This window comes from Pseudomonadota bacterium (assembly GCA_013285445.1).
GTDB lineage: Bacteria > Pseudomonadota > Gammaproteobacteria > Xanthomonadales > Wenzhouxiangellaceae > Wenzhouxiangella.
The window spans coordinates 3,347,742-3,364,549 of sequence record CP053448.1 but is presented as its reverse complement, the minus strand read 5'-3'; the positions used below and the strand labels follow the sequence as shown (position 1 = coordinate 3,364,549).

Below are 16,808 nucleotides of genomic sequence, written 5' to 3'. Positions count from 1 at the left end.
GATGGTCAGTCGCCGTTCTCGAGCGCCTCACTGGGATTGGGAATGGCTGTAAATCGCCCGTCGACGCGGCGGACCAGCAGCACCAGTGCGCCCTGGTCCAGCTCGGTGCCGGCGTCCTCGGGCTCGACCAGGACATAGTGCGTGGTGCCAAACTGATCGGTCAGGCGTGCCTGGGCTGCCAGTCCCTGGCGAGCATTGCCGCCTACGATCACAGCGGTCCGGCCGAGAAACGAGCGCGGACTGACCGCGCTGGTCTCCTCGCGCGGCATGATTCGCGCCAGACCGCCGGCACACCAGCGCACGAACGGAAGGCTCAGAAAGAACACCGCCGGCGCGGCCACCACGCCGGGCAGCGCCGCGCCAAACCCCTGACGCAGCAGGGACTGTCCAATCAGTCCGGCCAGTCCGAATACCGTCAGGAAGATGACCAGCACCATCAGTACCGGGACCTTGCCAACATACAGCCAGGCCAGCAGGCGACCGAGCATGCCGACGCCTTCGGGTGAGGCGCTGCCGTCGATGCCGGTCGATAGCTGGGCGTCGCCGGGATCGCCGAATCCCCCGAGGTCGTCTGGCAGGTCGACATTCGACACCACCAGGTCATCGACGAGTTCGTTGAGACCCAGGCCGCCGAGCAGGGCGACGATCTCGAAGACGAGCAATCCCGCCATGACCAGCAGTGCGGCCGTGAACGGAATGCTGCCGGGCGCGAGGAAGTACTCGATCACGACGCGTCGGACTTGAGCCTGGCCATGCGTTCCTGGATACGGTTCTTGCGCGCCAGGTCATCGAGTTCGGCCAACCGGGCCTCTTCCTCGTCGCTGCCTGAAACGCCGGTCAGACCGGTCTGGCGCTGAAAGACGCGCTCGAACGCGCTTGTTGCGCGCTCTGCGCGGCTGCGTGAGTCATCGCCGTCAGCGCTTCCCGCAGCGCCCGGTTCGCCGGACGCACTCACCTGGCGCTGGGCGCGACGATAGTCCTCGAGCGCTTCGCGCATTTCCCGCTTCTTGGCCTTGAGTGCGTTGATGTAGCCCTCCAGCCGGGTTTTCTCGTCGGCCAGATCGGCCAGTCGCGCTTCGAGTACCGGAATCTGGGCCTCCAGATCGATCTGGCGAGACACTGCCGCCTCGGCCAGGTCTTCGCGCCCCTGCGACATGGCCAGACGCGCCTGCTCGCCCAGCTCATCGTGCTTCTCGCCATCCTCGGCCAGGCGTTTCGCGGTCAGGTGTCGCTGTGCCTCCACGGCGCCAAGTTCACGCCGCACTTCGGCGGTGGCCGTGTCGACCTCGCGAATGGCCTGCTCCATGACGGTCTCGGGGGCGGCATTCTCGACGGCGTCGACCAGGGCGTTGAATCCCCCGGCGACCAGGCGTCCGACCCGTTGTCTCAATGACTCGCTCATATTCAGTTCTCCTTGGTGACTGACAGATCCTGCTGTCGGCATCGTGGTCCGGCAGCGCAGAAGCGACCCGATGCTCAGGAATCGCTTTGTACCTCAAATCGCCCCCTGCTGGCCAGCGCCTGGGGGTCGAGACAGCCGGGAAAGCCCGCCTGCGCCAGCTGCAAGACGGCCTCGACCAGGCTGAACGTGCGTTCGGCCAGGCCGTGTTCGAGCGCGCGAAGGCCGGCCGTCTGATCGTTGGCGCGGGCCATCACCTGTCCGGCCGACAGTGCGTAGGCCAGCGCTTCCGGCAGCCAGGCGAGGATGCGGTGAATCAGCTCCGAGCGCACCGTGGCATCGATTTCCGCGGCGTTGATCTGGCGCTCGACGCGCGCGATGAGCTGGCGGGCGAAATCGTGAGCCGACAGGTAATCCCGACTGCCTTGACGCTGTGTTCTCGCCTCCGCGATCAGAGCGCGTATCTTCTCGCTCAGATTGGCAGCGCCCGTGATTTCGACCTGTGACAGATAGGCCAGGTCATCCTGATCCAGGCGCAGAGTTACCGTCTGTTTGGCCATGTGATGGTCTCGCATGTTTGTTATACATATTATCACATATGCATTAAAGGGCAATACGTATGTGTTAGCGATGGCAGCGCGTCCTGAAGCCGTCCCGGCGATCCGGGCTTGGGCTTGTTGCCGAGCGCTGTTCAGTTGCGCGCGGCCGGTTCACGTTACCATTTGCAGCTCGAGAGCAAAACGGCCTCGCCCATCATTCACCCAGGTTATCGACCATGACCCGATCGACCGCTGGCTTCACAGCGCAGCTGCACACGGTCACCGAGGCACGCGCCCGGCTGCTGGTTGCCGTTTCACCGCACCGCCGGCGCGATTCGGTGTCACTGGACGTTGCCATGGGCCGCGTCCTGGCCGACGATGTTCAGGCGGCTTTTAACGTGCCGCCGAACGACAACAGCGCCATGGATGGCTATGTCCTGCGGTATGCGGATTTCGAGGCCACCGGTGGGGTGTTGCCGGTCTCGGCCCGCATCCAGGCAGGTGATGCTCCTGATCCGCTCCGGCCCGGCACGGCCGCACGCATTTTTACCGGCGCTGTCGTGCCCGAAGGAGGAGACACGGTGGTCATGCAAGAAAAGACCGCCGAGCGCGATGGTCGGGTTCGTATCGACGGAAACATCGCACAGGGCGACAATATCCGGCGTGCCGGAGAGGATCTCGAGACCGGCAAAACCATCATCGCGGCCGGTCGGCGCCTGCGCCCGCAGGAGCTTGGCCTGCTGGCTTCGACCGGCATCGGGCAGGTCGAGGTTTTCAGCCGCCTGCAGGTTGCGCTCCTGTCGACCGGCGATGAACTGGCCGCGCCGGGAACTGCGCTGGCGCCCGGCCAGATCTACAACAGCAACGACGCCGTGCTGCGCGGACTGCTGCAATCCATGGGCTGCGACATCGTGGTCTGCGAACATGTCGCCGATACACCGCAAGCGACCCGACGCGCGCTGATGCAGGCCGCGGGCCAGGCCGATCTGGTTCTGACCACCGGTGGGGTCAGCGTTGGCGAGGCGGACTACGTCAAGGCCGCCGTCGAAGAACTCGGTCGGCTCGATCTGTGGAAGATCGCGGTCAAGCCCGGCAAGCCGCTGGCTTTTGGCCGCGTGTCCGATACGGTCTTTGTCGGCCTGCCAGGCAACCCGGTTTCGGCCTTTGTGACCTTCTGTCTGTTCGCCGCCCCGGTGATCCGGAAGATGCAGGGGCGGCATGATCCGTTCCCGGCAGCGCTCGAGGCGCCGGCCGGGTTTTCGCAACCGGCCGCAAAGCGTGAGGAATATGTGCGCGTCAGGCTGGAACAGGGCCATCTGCAGCGCTATCCGCACCAGGGTTCCGGCGTATTGAGTTCGGTCGTGTGGGCCGACGGGCTGGCCAGAATTCCCGCTGACACCGCCGTTGCCGTGGGCGACCCGGTCGGGTATTTCGGCTTTGAAGCTTTGCTTGCATGAACATCGGTTTCCGGCTTCCAGTTCGGTATCATCGGCCTAACCCGTAACCCTGAAAATCCCATGTCCCGAAACGCCTGCAATCCCGACACCCCGTTCAAGCGGCTCAACTGCACGGTGCTGACCGTGTCGGACTCGCGCACGCGCGACAACGATACTTCGGGCGACACCCTGGCCGAGCGCATCGAATCGGCCGGACACCGATTGTCCGACCGGCAGTTGCTTCCCGACGACATCTTCAGGCTCCGCGCCACCGTATCGGCCTGGATTGCCGCGGACGATGTCGACTGCGTACTGATTACCGGCGGCACCGGCATCACCGGTCGCGACTCCACGCCCGAGGCGATCCGGCCGCTGCTGGTGCGCGAGATTCCCGGCTTCGGTGAGCTGTTCCGCCACTATTCGCTGGACGAAATCGGCACCTCGACCATTCAGTCACGGGCCTTTGCCGGCACCGCCAACGCCACGCTGGTCTTCGGCCTGCCCGGCTCGACCGGCGCGTGCCGCACCGCCTGGGATCGCATTCTCAAAGACCAGCTCGACGCACGCACCGGACCGTGCAACTTCGTATCGCTGATCCCGCGGCTCAACGAAGCTTAGGGAGCCCCCCTGGCTGAGCACCGGAGCTGTTCGATCACGCCCGGCACGTCCTCGGCCGGCACCGCCGGACTGAACAGGAAGCCCTGGCCGAAGTGGCAGTGCCGCGCGCGCAGGTAATCAAGCTGCTCCGGGTTTTCGATGCCCTCGGCGACAACCTGCATCCTGAGGTCGGTGGCCATGCTCAATACGGCCGCAACGATCGCGGCGTCGTCGGCGCTTTGGGCGACGTCGCGCACGAACGAACGGTCGATCTTGAGCTGGTCGATTCTGAACTGCTTGAGGTAGCTCAGGCTGGAATACCCCGTCCCGAAATCATCAATGGCCAGCTTAAGGCCCAGCAGCTTCAGCTCGGCCAGTACGTCCCTGGCCGCCTCCGCATTCTGCATGATGACGCTTTCGGTCAGTTCGATGGTCAACAGAGACGGATCGACCTGCCAGCGCGACAGCGACCGCTTGACGACCTCGTCGAGATTGCCGCGCCAGAACTGGACCGCGGACACGTTGACCGATAGTGATACCTCACCCAGTCCCCGCTCACGCCATTCTGCCAGCTGGCGACAGGCCTGGCTGATGACCCAGTCACCGATCTCGACGATCAGGCCGCTCTGTTCGGCGACCGGAATGAAGTCGGCCGGGGAGACCTGCCCCAGTGTGGCGTTGTGCCAGCGCAGCAGCGCCTCGGCGCCGGCGACCTCGCCGTCGGCCAGGCTGATGATGGGCTGATAGGCCAGGCTCAGTTCTCCGCCGGCCAGGGCATGTCGCAGGTGACTCTCCAGCCTCAGACGCTCATGTGCGCGGGTGTTGAGCTCAGGAGTGAAAAAGCGGAACGTGGCGCGACCGCATTCCTTGGCGTGGTACATGGCGGCATCGGCACAGCGCAGCAGGGCTTCCGCGTCGTCGCCGTCATCGGGATGCATGGCGATGCCGATCGAGGGCGTGATGGCGAGCTCGTGGCCGTTGATCCGAAAAGAATTCCTGCCGAATTCGGTGAGCAGGCTTTCGGCCTTGCGCGCGGCTTCGCCGGCATCGGCATCGGGCAAGACCAGGGAAAACTCGTCACCCCCCTGGCGACTGATGATGTCGTAGTTGCGGGTCTTCGCACTCAGTCGTTCGGCCACGGCAGTCAGGAGGTGGTCGCCGATGCTGTGCCCGAGCGAGTCATTAATCATCTTGAATCGGTCGAGGTCCATGAACATGAACGCCACCGGCCGACCGGCCCGCCTGGCCCGGTTGAGCGCCTGTTCGACCAGGTCGCCGAACAGACGCCGATTGGGCAGCCCGGTCAGCGCATCGTAGTGAGCCAGCCGATGAACCTGCTCCTCGGCCTGTTTGCGCTCGGTGATGTCGGAAACGACGCCGTCGAAGTAGCGGATTCGCCCCCGGGCATCACGGGTTGCAACCGTGCTGTTGACCGCGACGAAACGCGAACCGTCACGTCGCAGAAAAACGACTTCCTGATTGCGATAGTAACCGTGCCGGTCGAGCAGTCGCTCCAGCTCCTCGCGCTGTTCAGGGTAGGCGTAAAGCACGGGTCCGGCGTGCGCCATCATCTCCCGGGTGGTGTCGAAGCCGAACATGTCGGCCAACGCCTGGTTGACGTAGACCAGGCCCTTTCCGGGTACGCCGCGGTAAATGCCTTCCTGGATGTTGTTGGTGATCGATTTCAGCAGGTCCTCGCTCTGCCGCCAGGCGCGCGACATGCGCTCGGCGACCAGGAGTGCACGCGCCCGGGTGCGCAGCAGGGTCAACAGGAAGCCGGCCAGCAGCAGCGTGATGGCCGTCCCCGTGCCAAGCGCCAGCCATGGTGTCAGCCCGACGGCAACCGGATGCGCGAAATGTAGCTGCAGATCACGACCGCCAAGCATCATGGTTCTGGTGGCCCGGATGGTCGGATCCTCCGCGAACGCGGTAGTGCGATAGACGGTCTCGCCTCCGGGGACCGACTGGTCGGTGACGGTCAGATCAATCGGCCGCTGGCCGGGCAGGTGCACGCCAAGCAGCTCATCGGTGGTCGCGGTGCCGGCAACCCAGCCGGAATGCCGCTGTTGATTGCCCTCGACCCAGGCAAACAGAACGTATCCGGGCACCAGCGCCGAATCGTCTGTCCCCAGTCGCAGCGGATCAGACAGGAATGTGCCGTCCTCCTGCCGGGCACGCTGCATTGCCGGCCGGGCGGGGTCGCTGACGCAGACATCCCGTCCAAGCGAACCGACGTGCAGGTGCTGGGGTTCGTTGTAGAGAATCGGGCAATAGACGTTGCGCTCGCCGGCCGGGTACACGGCGAAGTCGCCCAGGCCGTCGGCGCGGGCCGATGCCGCGATCTGTTGCAGCTCATCGCGTGTAACACGCGGCACCCAGGCCAGTTCGAACAAGCCCGATTCATCGCCCGTCGGCAGGAAAAAGCGCGCAAATTCGCGCCACTCGTCGCGGCTGACAAACGTCGAACCGGCGAACAGTGCGCGCGCGGCGACCAGCTGGATCTCGTAGCGGTTGAAGCGGCGCCTGATTTCACCGATCGACTGCTCGGCCAGGCCGGCCAGCATGACGCGCTGTCGTTCTCGCTCGGCATCGACGAGGAGTCGAAACGTCCAGCCGGTGATGATCGCGCCACCGATGAGCACGAGGGCAGTGACACCCAGGGCGCCCAGCAACGGTCGGCGGTTGACGCGCAATTCCTTCCCGGACCGGCTCAAGTCAGCGATTCGAGGCTTGTGGATTCATTCCAGTATAGCAAGCAGGCAAGCTGCGGCCAGCGTGGAGTAAGCCTGCTCCGGGCGCTGCCCCATGAATCGGTATCGGCCGTGGTCGACCCCAGCCAGGCAGCATGATAGCTTGAAGCCAACCGTCATCATGCCCGGAACCACATCATGGAAGTCGAGCAGGTCGAGATTCGCGAGCACATCAGGCGTTTCGCCCCGTTTTCATCACTCTCCGACGAGCAGCTTGACGATATCGCCCGCAGTGTCGAGGTGGCCTATTTCCGGGCGGGTGAATCGATACTGTCGTTTGGCCAGACGGTGGAGCATCTGCATTTCGTGCGCAGCGGGTCGGTCGAGGTCTATCGCCGCAGCGGCGAGCTCTACAATCGTCTCGGCGAAGGCGAGATTTTCGGACAGTTCAGCCTGCTCAGCGGCCGGGGGGCGCGCTTCCCGGTGCGCGCGCTCGAAGACTCGCTGATTTATTTCATTCCGGACGCGACGTTCCGGATGCTGTTCGACGAAGTGCCCGACTTCGCCGATTTCGTGGAGGTCGAGGACCGCACGCGATTGCGCCAGGCCGGAGCGGTGCAATCGGGCGCCAGCCCGATCATGACCACGCCGGTCGCCAAGCTCGTTGGGCGCACGCCGGTCATGATTGACAGCGCGACCACGGTCGGTGAGGCGGCCGCGCACATGACTGACCAGAACGTGTCCTCGCTGCTGGTGACCGAGCGTACGGCAGGGCACAGGGACACGGCCGCATCGGGTGAAGACGTGATTGGCATCGTCACCGACCGTGACCTGCGTCAGCGCGTGCTGGCAGCCGGGCTGCCCTACGACACGCTGGTTTCAGAGGTCATGTCAACCGATCTGGTTACCGTTGCCGATGACGACTTCGCGTTCGAGGCGCTGCTGCTGATGCTCAAGGAAAACGTGCATCGCCTTCCGGTCATGCACAGGCTCAGGCCAGTCGGTGTGATTGCCCTGTCCGACATCATCACCCATGAGACCCAGAACAGCTTGTTCGTTGCGCGCAGTATCTTTCACAAGAACAGCCTCGAGGACCTTTACAGTCTGACCGGTGATGTTCAGGCCTGTTTTGTGCGCATGGTCAATGAGGACGCCAACTCGCACATGATCGGAACGGCCATGGCAACCATTGGCCGCAGTTTCAAGCAGCGCCTGCTGCAGCTCGGCGAGGAACAGCTTGGACCACCACCGGTACCTTACTGCTACCTGGCGCTCGGGTCGATGGCACGCGACGAGCAATTCCTGTTGACCGACCAGGACAACGCCATGGTCATCGACGATGCCTTCGATCCGCAGGCGCATGATGATTACTTCCGTGAGCTGGCTGCATTCGTTTCGGATGGTTTGGATCGATTGGGCTACCCCTACTGCAAGGGGGACATCATGGCGACCAACGACACGTGGCGTCAGCCGCTGAAGGTCTGGCGTGAACGCTTCTGCCAATGGATTGGCAGACCGAGCGCAGAGTCACTGCTGCACAGTTCGATTTTTTTCGATCTGGGCGGGGTTCACGGCCAGGTCCAGATGGCCGACGAGCTCAAGGCGCTGATTGCCGAGCGCGCCAGCGCCACGCCGCAATTCCTGTTCTGCCTGTCCCAGAATGCGCAGAACAGGACACCGCCCCTGGGCTTTTTTCGGGATTTTGTTGTCGAGAAGAGCGGGCGACATCAGAATTCAATCAATCTCAAGCGCCGCGGAACCGCACCGCTGGTCGACGTCATCCGCGTGCATGCACTGGCAGCCGCCTCCCAGGCACAGAATTCGTTTCGTCGCCTCGAGGATACCGCGGCCGCAGGCTATCTGACTGCCAGCACGGCAGCGGATCTGCGCGACGCGCTCGAGTTCATTTCACTGGCGCGGGCGCGTCGCCAGGCCCATGACGTCGAGCAGGGCAATGAACTCAACAACAATCTCGATCCGCAGTCCCTGTCGGCGTTCGAGCGGCGGACGCTCAAGGATGCCTTCAAAGTGCTCAGCAACGCGCAGCGGGCACTCAAGTACCGTTACCGGACGGCGCAGGCCAGCCTGCGCGGGCCCTGATGCACTGGCCCTTCGACAAAGCATTCCGCCGCAGTGGTCCGTCCACGCCGGACTGGCCGAACGTGATGGCGGAGCTTGCCGGCAGGGCCAGGCATCCCGCGCTAAAGGACTTTTATGAACGGGGCGCGGTTGCCGGTGACACACCGATCGAATCGGTTCCGCTGGCGGCTCTGGATTTCGAAACCACCGGTCTCGATCCGAATCGGCACAGTATCGTCAGCGTCGGGATCGTGCCCTTCGATATCGGGCGAATTCGCTGTCGCGGATCGGCCTATTGGGTGGTGCAACCGCGCCGCGAACTGTCGCAGAAGTCGGTTACCATCCACCATATCACCCACGACGAGATCGCCGCCGCGCCCGATATCGGGGAAATCGTCGAGGAGCTGCTCGCGGCGATGGCCGGCCGGGTCATCGTGGTTCATTACCGGCTGATCGAACGGCGCTTTTTCGACCGCATGATGATCAATCGTTTTGGCGAGGGCCTGCTGTTTCCGGTTATCGACACGATGTCGGTGGAAGCGCGGATGCAGCCGTTGTCGCGTCCCGGCGTTCTGGGGCGCCTGTTCGGTCGTCGCCCGGTGTCGCTGCGCCTGGCCGACTGTCGCGCACGCTACCACCTGCCCACCTATGCGCCCCACCACGCGTTGACCGATGCGCTGGCCACCGCCGAACTGCTGCAGGCCCAGGTTGCCCATCACTACAGCACGGACACACCAGTGCGGGCGCTGTGGTGCTGAGACGCCCCGGGTGCAGGGTGGGCCGACAAGCCGCTGACCACCGGTCAAGGATTCGGCACCGCGGGTCAAGCGGGCAGGTCCGCCGGGAGATACAGTGGCAATGATAACGACGCCAGGCTGATCAACGATGACCCGATCTGAGCAATTCGACAAGGCCGATTTGATCGCCTGCGGCCAGGGTCAGCTGTTCGAGGGCGACATGCGACTGCCGGTTGACCAGATGCTGATGTTCGACCGCATCACCCGGATCAGCGCCAGCGGTGGTGCCTACGGCCGAGGTGAAGTGATCGCCGAGCTGGATCTGCGTCCGGATCTCTGGTTCTTCGACTGCCACTTTCGTCAGGATCCGGTCATGCCCGGGTGCCTGGGGCTGGATGCGCTGTGGCAGCTGGTCGGTTTCTATCTCGCCTGGAGCGGCGGCAAGGGCCGGGGTCGCGCCCTGGGGGTGGGCGAAGTCCGCTTCTTCGGTCAGGTTCTGCCCGATAATCGCCTGGTGCGCTATCAGCTCGACATCCGCAGGGTGATGCGTCGCGGACTGACCATGGCGATTGCCGATGGCCGGGTCGCGGTCGACGGTCGGGACATCTATACGGCACGCAATCTGAAAGTCTGCCTGTTTACCAGTATCGACGCATTCGCATCGGCAACACCATGAGGCGGGTTGCGGTGACCGGCATGGGAATCGTCTCGAGTCTCGGCACCGGCGTGCCGGCGGTGGCCGATGCCCTGCGGGCTGGCCGCTCCGGCCTGGTGTTCAGCCCACAAGCGCGCGATGCCGGATTGCGCAGCCATGTCTGCGGCGGCATCGATCTGGACCTCGACGCGCTCATCGAGCGTCGCCTGAGACGATTCATGTGTCCTGCCGCCGGCTACGGCTGGCTGGCCATGCGCGAGGCCATCGCTTCTGCCGGTCTGGAAGAGGCCCAGATCCGCTCCGAGCGGACCGGACTGGTTGCCGGTACCGGCGGTAACTCGAGCGTCGAGTTGCTTGACGCGGTCGACACCCACCGTGCGCGCGGCATCCGGCGGGTCGGGCCATGCCGCGTGCCGCGCACCATGAGCAGCGCGATCAATGCCTCACTGGGGACTGCGTTCGGCATTCGCGGCGTCAGCTACGGGATCACCTCGGCCTGCGCGACCAGCGCACACGCCATTGGCCATGCCGGCGAGCTGATCGCGCACGGCCGGCAGGACACGATGTTCGCCGGCGGCGGTGAGGATCTGCACTGGAGTCTGAGTCTGCTGTTCGATGCGATGGGCGCGCTGTCGACCCGCTACAACGACGCGCCGCAGCGGGCCTCGCGCACCTACGATGCTGACCGTGACGGTTTCGTCATTTCCGGCGGTGCCGGCATCCTGGTGCTCGAGGCGCTTGATCTGGCGCGCCGCCGCGGCGCGCCGATTCTCGCCGAGCTGGTCGGTTTCGGCGCAACGTCCGATGGTGCGGATATGGTCCAGCCCAGCGGCGAGGGTGCGGTGCGCTGCATGCGCCAGGCCCTGGTCGGCGTCGACCAGCCGGTGGGCTATATCAACACGCACGGCACCAGCACGCCGTTAGGTGACATCATCGAGCTGGAAGCCATCGCCGAGGCTTTCGGCAGCCGGATACCGCCGTTGGGCTCGACCAAGCCGCTGAGTGGCCATGCGCTGGGCGCGGCCGGCGTGCATGAGGCCATCTATTGCCTGCTGATGCAGCGTGACGGCTATATCGCGGCCTCGGCCAATATCGAGCGTCTCGATCCGGATGCCGACGGCTATCCGATCGTGCGCGAAACCGTCGACACCACCGATCTGAACGTGGTGATGAGCAACAGCTTCGGCTTTGGCGGCACCAATGCCAGCCTGGTGTTCAGCCGCGCGGCCGAAGCCAGTGACCCGGCAGGCATGTAGATCGCATTCCTGGGGTTCCTGGCCCGTTGATATGGCTGATGACAGGCCGCGCCGTGCATCTTGGCAGACGGCGTTGGCGAAACACCGCTGCATTGCTGCCGGCGTGCGCAGCACGGCTGAACGCAATCTGCATTGCCGGGGGTTGATGAATGAGCGGCTACAGGCCGTGACTGGCCCGAAAGCGGGCCGGCGACTGTCCCATCCAGCGCTTGAAGGCGCGGCTGAACGCGCTGAGCTCCGAAAACCCCAGTCGCTGGGCCACTTCGGTCAGCGTTTCGTCGGGATTGTAGAGATGAACCAGCGCCTGCTCGCGCCGGACATGGTCAAGCAGCGCGGCAAAGGTCTGGTTTTCTTCCTTGAGCCGCTTGTAGAGCGTCTGCCGGCTCATGTGCAGCTGTGCCGCAATCACGGCGGCACGGGCCCGGCCGCACTCAAGCTGTGCGTCAATCAGCTCACGGACCTTGCGGCTGAAATCCGGTGAGGGCCGCATGGTGGCCTGCACCAGCTGCCACAGGCGCGCCATCTGCGACGGTGACAGATTGGGTGCGGTCTCGGACAGCTGATCGGGATCAATGCCGGTCCGCCGCACCAGTTCGCGTCGCGACGCCCCGGCCGACTGCAGGTATCGAATCATGGCTTCGACCATGTTGCTGATTGCGTTCACGGCTGCGACTCCAGGCGTTTTCGTCCGGTTTGGATCATCAACGCCGATAGTACACCCGGATGTCGCGCTGTTGAACCGCACGGCAGCCTGAGCGCTGGCAGACCGGCCCCGGACGGCGGGGTGATGCGCACTGACCGGTGCCGGGTCAGGGCAAGCCCAGAATCTTGTGGCTCTGCAGACCCAGCCGCCAGCGCGGATGAGCGAGGCAATAGTCGATGGCCGCGCGGGTGTTTTCAGCGCGCTGGGGGCCGTCCATGGGCTGGAGCAGAAAGTGACGGAAATCGAGGGACTCGAACTCGGCCGGCTCGATCCCGGGTTGCGGAAAGACCAGCTTGAGCTCGTCACCGCTTCGCTGGACCAGTCGACTGCCCGCTTTCGGGCTCACGCACAGCCAGTCGATGCCGTTCGGTGCCGGAATGGTGCCGTTGGTTTCCACGGCCACTTCGAAGCGGCGCCGGTGCAGCGCGTCGATCGCTGCCTCATCGAGCTGCAGCAGCGGCTCGCCGCCCGTGCACACGACCAGACCGGGAGTGCTTGCCGGCCACCGCCCGGCGACGGCATCAGCGAGCTTTGCCGCGCTTGCAAACCGACCGCCGCCAGGACCATCGGTGCCGACGAAGTCGGTGTCGCAGAAGCGGCAGACGGCGCGGGAGCGGTCTGCCTCACGCCCGGACCACAGGTTGCAGCCGGCAAAGCGCAGAAACACGGCCGGTCGGCCGGCGTTGCAGCCCTCGCCCTGCAGCGTGTGGAAGATGGCCTTGACGCTGTAGCTCACGGCACCAGCAAACCGCGAACTTCGGCGCCTCGACACCGTAAGATGCCGGAACCCGGGGTGGTCAGAACATCGATCCGGTCCATTCCGGGCAATGCATCGCCGAGACGGGCGTGGAGGTAACCGGCAATGGCGGCCGCATCACCACCGGCGAGCTGCGCCCACTCGTGCAGTGGTTGATGGTCGAGCTGGCGCAGCACCGGATCGAAGCGCCGTTTGACGTCACCGTAGTCGTGAACCCATCCCAGTACCCGGTCGAGCGCGCCGGCCAGATGCAGCCGGGCCGTGAAGGTGTGGCCGTAGATCCTGCCGGACGGTGCCTCGGTCAGGGGCTGCCTGGGCCGCACCGCGCTGTCGAAGCTCATCGACTTCCAGATGCGATAGCCCTGGCCGTCAAAAAAACAGCCGGCCGTCGGTGTTTCCATCACCGTCACGCCGAGCAGGTCGGGCAGCTCCGGCCGCAGGCGCTCGCAGATCCAGCCGGCCAGCACTTCACTGGTGGGGTTGTCGAGACCGTTGAGCTCGTTGAGGCAGCCCAGGTGCAGCAGCGCGTGCAGCGGTTCCCAGGCCTTCTCGATGGCCAGCTGAAGCCCATGCGCGTCCCGCGATCGGTCGGTATCGACATGAATGCAGGCTTCGAAACCGTGGCCGTGCATTCGGCCGCACTTGTGGCCGGCCGGCACGTTGGGCAGCTGATGGGCGGCCTCGAACCGGCAGCGCCACCAGACCTGGCGTTTACCGGAACGCCAGGCGATCGCACCGCGGTTGGCCGCGCCGCTGAGTTCAACGGCTGCAAAATCCGCCAGCAACGGCGCGGTCAGGATCCACTCGGCAATCGCCAGATCGTCAGGGTGTTCAATCAGATCATTGAGCAGCCGGTAGTCCAGTTGCTCCAGTACCGACTCCAGTCGGGTCTGGTGCGGTTCGGTCGGGTCGATGTTGTCCCCTGATGGCGCTTCGCCCAGCCGCATCAGTCCACGAACGGCGAAACTGTGGCCGTGCAGCCCGCCGAACCGGCCGGCTGACAGCCTGCGCGCCGCCTCGAACGAACGGGCGGAAATGGAGTACAGGTTGCTGCAGGGCATGGGCATCAGGCCGCGTCGGCCACGCGCCGAAACTCAGATATCGGGCTGGGTATCGGCCATGTGCGAGGTCATATCGAGCGTGTCTTCGTCTTCTTCGACAAAGCGAAAATGATGCCAGCCGACCCGGACATGGTCGCCATGGTTGAGAAGGCGTGGTTCATTCAGGCGCTCACCGTTGACGAACGTGCCGTTGGTGCTGTTGGTGTCCGATATTTCGTAATCCGCGGCGCCGTCGCCGAGCTCGCCGGGACGGGCGCGTATCAGGGCATGGAAGGAGCTGACCGAGGGCTGCTTGATGCAGATGTCGCAGTCGGAATGGCGTCCGATTACGGTCACATCGGGACGCAGTTCAAAGGCGTGCACGACAACGCTGTCCGATAGCTGCAGAAGGCTGGCCATGTTGGATCGAAGGCTCCGTTGACTCATTGGCGAGCCGAAAGGTACGCTTGCAGGCAATCATGCCACAACGGTGGTTGCCTGTCAGCGCCATGCCGCGTGGCTGCCAACCGGGCGTGGATGGACTGGAGGTCTTGGCCTTGGGCATCGATCGCGAGCACGGCGCCGTCATTGCGGCGCTCTACGAGGCAGCCAGCCGGCTGCCCGAACAAGAGCGCGAGGCCTATCTGACGCGTCACAGTCCGGATTCGGCCACCTGTGAAGCGGTGCGCCGGTTGATCGAGGCGACCGAGGACGATCGCACGTTTTTCCAGCACACCATCGAGGTCGGCGAAATGCCGCCGGTTGGTGGCGGTGCCTCCCTCAACGGGGTTCGTCTCGGCGCGTGGCGCGTGCGCTACCCGATCGCCGAAGGCGGTATGGGGTCGGTCTGGCTGGCCGAGCGTGCCGATTCGCAGTTCGAACAGCAGGTTGCCGTCAAGGTCGTCCACCCGCACCTGGATTGCCCGGAGATCCGCGAGCGATTCGAGTGGGAGCGCCGGATCCAGGCGCGCCTGGAGCATCCTCATATCGGGCGGATTCTCGATGCCGGATCCACCCCGGACGGCCGCCCCTACCTGGTCACGCCATTCATCGAACAGGCCCGACCCCTGACCGGTTACTGCCGCTACCACCGGCTTGGTTTTGCGCAGCGTATCGCGCTGTTTCGCCAGGTTGCCGCGGCAGTGGGGTTTGCCCACCGCAACCTGGTCGTGCACAGCGATATCAAGCCCGGCAACATTCTGGTCGGAAAGAACGGCCAGGTGCAGCTTGTCGATTTCGGCATCGCCCGACTGATGACGGCCGGCGAGGACCACGAGACCGATCGTCGTCTGACGCCGGCCTACGCGGCCCCCGAACAGTTTGCCGGCGAACCGCCGACGACCGTCAGCGACGTCTATTCACTGGGCGTGTTGCTGGAGCGGCTCGTCGAGGACGTCCCGATCAGGCGCGTCGAGCGGGCCGATACGGCGGCCATCATTTCGCGGGCGACGGCCACTGACCCGGACCAGCGCTACCGATCCGTCGAGGCGCTGGATCAGGATCTGGAGCGCATGCTCAATCGTCTGCCGGTTCAGGCGCGCCGCCAGACGGCAGCCTACCGGGTTGGGCGTTTCATCCGCCGGAATCGCTGGCCGGTCGCCGGGGCGCTGGCCCTGGCATGCGGGCTGCTTGCCGTGGTGGTGCTCATGGCGGTCATGAATACCCGCGTTGCCGAACAGGCGCGTCGGGCCGAAGCCGAACGCGACCGAGCCGAAGCAACGGCAGCGTTCTGGGCGGACCTGTTTCAGGATACCAATCCGATTCGGGCCCAGGAGCGCGTGCGTGATATCGATGAGCTGCTCGCGCGCGCGGTCGAGCGATTGACCGACGACGATCAGCTGTCGATCGATACCCGCGCGCGGCTGCTTGGCGAGATCAGCACCGCGTACTGGAATCTGGCCGACTACCCCCAGGCGCGCGAAGCGGCGGCGCAGGCGGCTGCCCTGTTCGAGGGCGGGCGCGGCTCGAAACGCATTCGTGCGCTGGCGCATGCCCAGTTGGCCAACGTCGAGCTGGCCCTGGGCGAGACGGCGGCAGCGCGCAAGGCGATGGACCAGGCCCTGGCAGCAGTGCCGTCCGGTGAGCTGTCACTGTCAGAGAAGGCGATGGTTCTCAGCAGCGAGGCCATGATTCTCGACAGCGAGGGTCGCGCCCGCGAGGCGGCCCGGCTGATGGAAGAGACCATTGCCATGCGCGATCAACTGCCGCTGGACGATGTGATCGTTGATCAGGCCACGAACTGGGGCAATCTGGGGTATTTGTACTTTCATATCGCTGGCGGCAGTGAAGACCGCGAAATCTGGCTGGACCGTGCCGAAGCCAGCGTCGCCCGCTCGCTGGAGCTGACCGAGCAGCATTTTGGACCTGACCACCCGCGCACCGCCTACATGCACGACGCGGCCGGCGTGCTCAGCCGCACCCGCGGCGAGCTGAGCGGAGCGCTGGCGCATTTCCAGCGCGCTGAAACGATCGTGCGCGAACATCTGCCGCCGGGCCACGGTCTGCGCGCCACCGTCGGGCTGCATCTGGCCTCGACCCATCAGCAACTGGGCGATCATGAGGCGGCGCGGCTGGCTTTCGCAGCGGCGCTGGAATCGGTTTCGGCCGGGCTGCCGGCCGACCATCCCGACTACCGCGCCGCGCTGCTCGGACTGGCGCGCGCCGAGATTGCCAGTGGGCGGCTCGAGGCTGCGCGCGCAACGCTGCGGCGCGCCGCCGAATACTGGACTGACGTCGAGCTAACCGACAGCGAGAGGCTATGGCTGGACGTGTTCGGATACCAGGCCAGGCAGGAACCCGGCTCGGCTGCCCCAGACGACTATGCGGCTCTGGTCGAGCGCGCCAATCGAATCGCTGACCAGGCGCTGATCGACTACCTTCGGCAAGGCGAGCCGAGCCCCGCGATGGCCCCATAGCCGCA

The 16,808-nt window shown here is 65.0% G+C and carries 15 protein-coding genes; 7 read left to right on the top strand and 8 right to left on the bottom strand.

Annotated features, from left to right (window positions below):
• Nucleotides 1–5: 5 nt before the first annotated feature.
• From HND55_14885 to HND55_14875, 3 genes are all read right to left on the bottom strand, one after another.
• A complete protein-coding gene (locus HND55_14885) occupies nucleotides 6–728 on the bottom strand; it encodes a YqiJ family protein (GenBank protein QKK03830.1) in 723 nt (240 codons plus the stop codon).
• Nucleotides 725–1,402, bottom strand: coding sequence for a PspA/IM30 family protein (locus HND55_14880; protein QKK03829.1), 678 nt, complete (start codon nucleotides 1,400–1,402; stop codon nucleotides 725–727). The genes HND55_14885 and HND55_14880 overlap by 4 nt, the downstream gene beginning before the upstream one ends.
• Before the next feature lie 74 nt (nucleotides 1,403–1,476).
• Nucleotides 1,477–1,959: a hypothetical protein gene (locus HND55_14875; protein ID QKK03828.1), complete on the bottom strand. Its 483-nt coding sequence runs from the start codon at nucleotides 1,957–1,959 to the stop codon at nucleotides 1,477–1,479.
• A 248-nt stretch (nucleotides 1,960–2,207) separates the two neighbouring features.
• Between HND55_14875 and HND55_14870 the strand changes: the two genes are divergently transcribed.
• Both HND55_14870 and moaB read left to right on the top strand, forming a co-directional pair.
• Nucleotides 2,208–3,395, top strand: coding sequence for a molybdopterin molybdotransferase MoeA (locus tag HND55_14870; GenBank protein ID QKK04142.1), 1,188 nt, complete (start codon nucleotides 2,208–2,210; stop codon nucleotides 3,393–3,395).
• A gap of 60 nt (nucleotides 3,396–3,455) precedes the next feature.
• Nucleotides 3,456–3,992: a molybdenum cofactor biosynthesis protein B gene (gene moaB / locus HND55_14865; GenBank protein ID QKK03827.1), complete on the top strand. Its 537-nt coding sequence runs from the start codon at nucleotides 3,456–3,458 to the stop codon at nucleotides 3,990–3,992.
• Here the strand turns inward: moaB and HND55_14860 are convergent.
• On the bottom strand, nucleotides 3,989–6,685 hold the full coding sequence (locus HND55_14860) for an EAL domain-containing protein (protein QKK03826.1): 2,697 nt from the start codon (nucleotides 6,683–6,685) through the stop codon (nucleotides 3,989–3,991). The genes moaB and HND55_14860 overlap by 4 nt on opposite strands.
• Before the next feature lie 174 nt (nucleotides 6,686–6,859).
• Here HND55_14860 and HND55_14855 point away from each other — a divergent pair, with 174 nt between their 5' ends.
• The 4 genes from HND55_14855 to HND55_14840 all read left to right on the top strand — a co-directional run bounded on the left by HND55_14855 (nucleotide 6,860) and on the right by HND55_14840 (nucleotide 11,388).
• Nucleotides 6,860–8,761 carry a cyclic nucleotide-binding/CBS domain-containing protein gene (locus tag HND55_14855; GenBank protein QKK03825.1) on the top strand — a complete coding sequence of 634 codons (1,902 nt, stop codon included), beginning with the start codon at nucleotides 6,860–6,862 and terminating at the stop codon, nucleotides 8,759–8,761.
• Nucleotides 8,761–9,498, top strand: coding sequence for a 3'-5' exonuclease (locus tag HND55_14850; protein QKK03824.1), 738 nt, complete (start codon nucleotides 8,761–8,763; stop codon nucleotides 9,496–9,498). The genes HND55_14855 and HND55_14850 overlap by 1 nt, the downstream gene beginning before the upstream one ends.
• Nucleotides 9,499–9,625: 127 nt before the next feature.
• The gene (fabA, locus tag HND55_14845; protein ID QKK03823.1) at nucleotides 9,626–10,153 is read left to right on the top strand and encodes a bifunctional 3-hydroxydecanoyl-ACP dehydratase/trans-2-decenoyl-ACP isomerase; all 528 of its coding nucleotides are present in this window, start codon (nucleotides 9,626–9,628) and stop codon (nucleotides 10,151–10,153) included.
• Nucleotides 10,150–11,388, top strand: a complete 1,239-nt coding sequence (locus HND55_14840; GenBank protein ID QKK03822.1) for a beta-ketoacyl-ACP synthase I — start codon at nucleotides 10,150–10,152, stop codon at nucleotides 11,386–11,388. Before fabA ends, HND55_14840 begins: the two co-directional genes overlap by 4 nt.
• 157 nt (nucleotides 11,389–11,545) lie before the next feature.
• Here HND55_14840 and HND55_14835 read toward each other — a convergent pair whose 3' ends face one another.
• From HND55_14835 to HND55_14820, 4 genes are all read right to left on the bottom strand, one after another.
• The gene (locus HND55_14835) at nucleotides 11,546–11,878 is read right to left on the bottom strand and encodes a helix-turn-helix transcriptional regulator (GenBank protein QKK04141.1); all 333 of its coding nucleotides are present in this window, start codon (nucleotides 11,876–11,878) and stop codon (nucleotides 11,546–11,548) included.
• A 319-nt stretch (nucleotides 11,879–12,197) separates the two neighbouring features.
• Nucleotides 12,198–12,827 carry a 7-carboxy-7-deazaguanine synthase gene (gene queE, locus HND55_14830; GenBank protein ID QKK03821.1) on the bottom strand — a complete coding sequence of 210 codons (630 nt, stop codon included), beginning with the start codon at nucleotides 12,825–12,827 and terminating at the stop codon, nucleotides 12,198–12,200.
• Entirely contained in the window at nucleotides 12,824–13,915 is a 1,092-nt protein-coding gene (locus HND55_14825) for a 6-pyruvoyl tetrahydropterin synthase (GenBank protein ID QKK03820.1), read from the bottom strand. The genes queE and HND55_14825 overlap by 4 nt, the downstream gene beginning before the upstream one ends.
• Before the next feature lie 27 nt (nucleotides 13,916–13,942).
• Nucleotides 13,943–14,308 carry an FHA domain-containing protein gene (locus HND55_14820; GenBank protein QKK03819.1) on the bottom strand — a complete coding sequence of 122 codons (366 nt, stop codon included), beginning with the start codon at nucleotides 14,306–14,308 and terminating at the stop codon, nucleotides 13,943–13,945.
• Nucleotides 14,309–14,367: 59 nt separating this feature from the next.
• Between HND55_14820 and HND55_14815 the strand changes: the two genes are divergently transcribed.
• Entirely contained in the window at nucleotides 14,368–16,803 is a 2,436-nt protein-coding gene (locus tag HND55_14815) for a serine/threonine protein kinase (GenBank protein QKK03818.1), read from the top strand.
• Nucleotides 16,804–16,808: the final 5 nt, after the last annotated feature.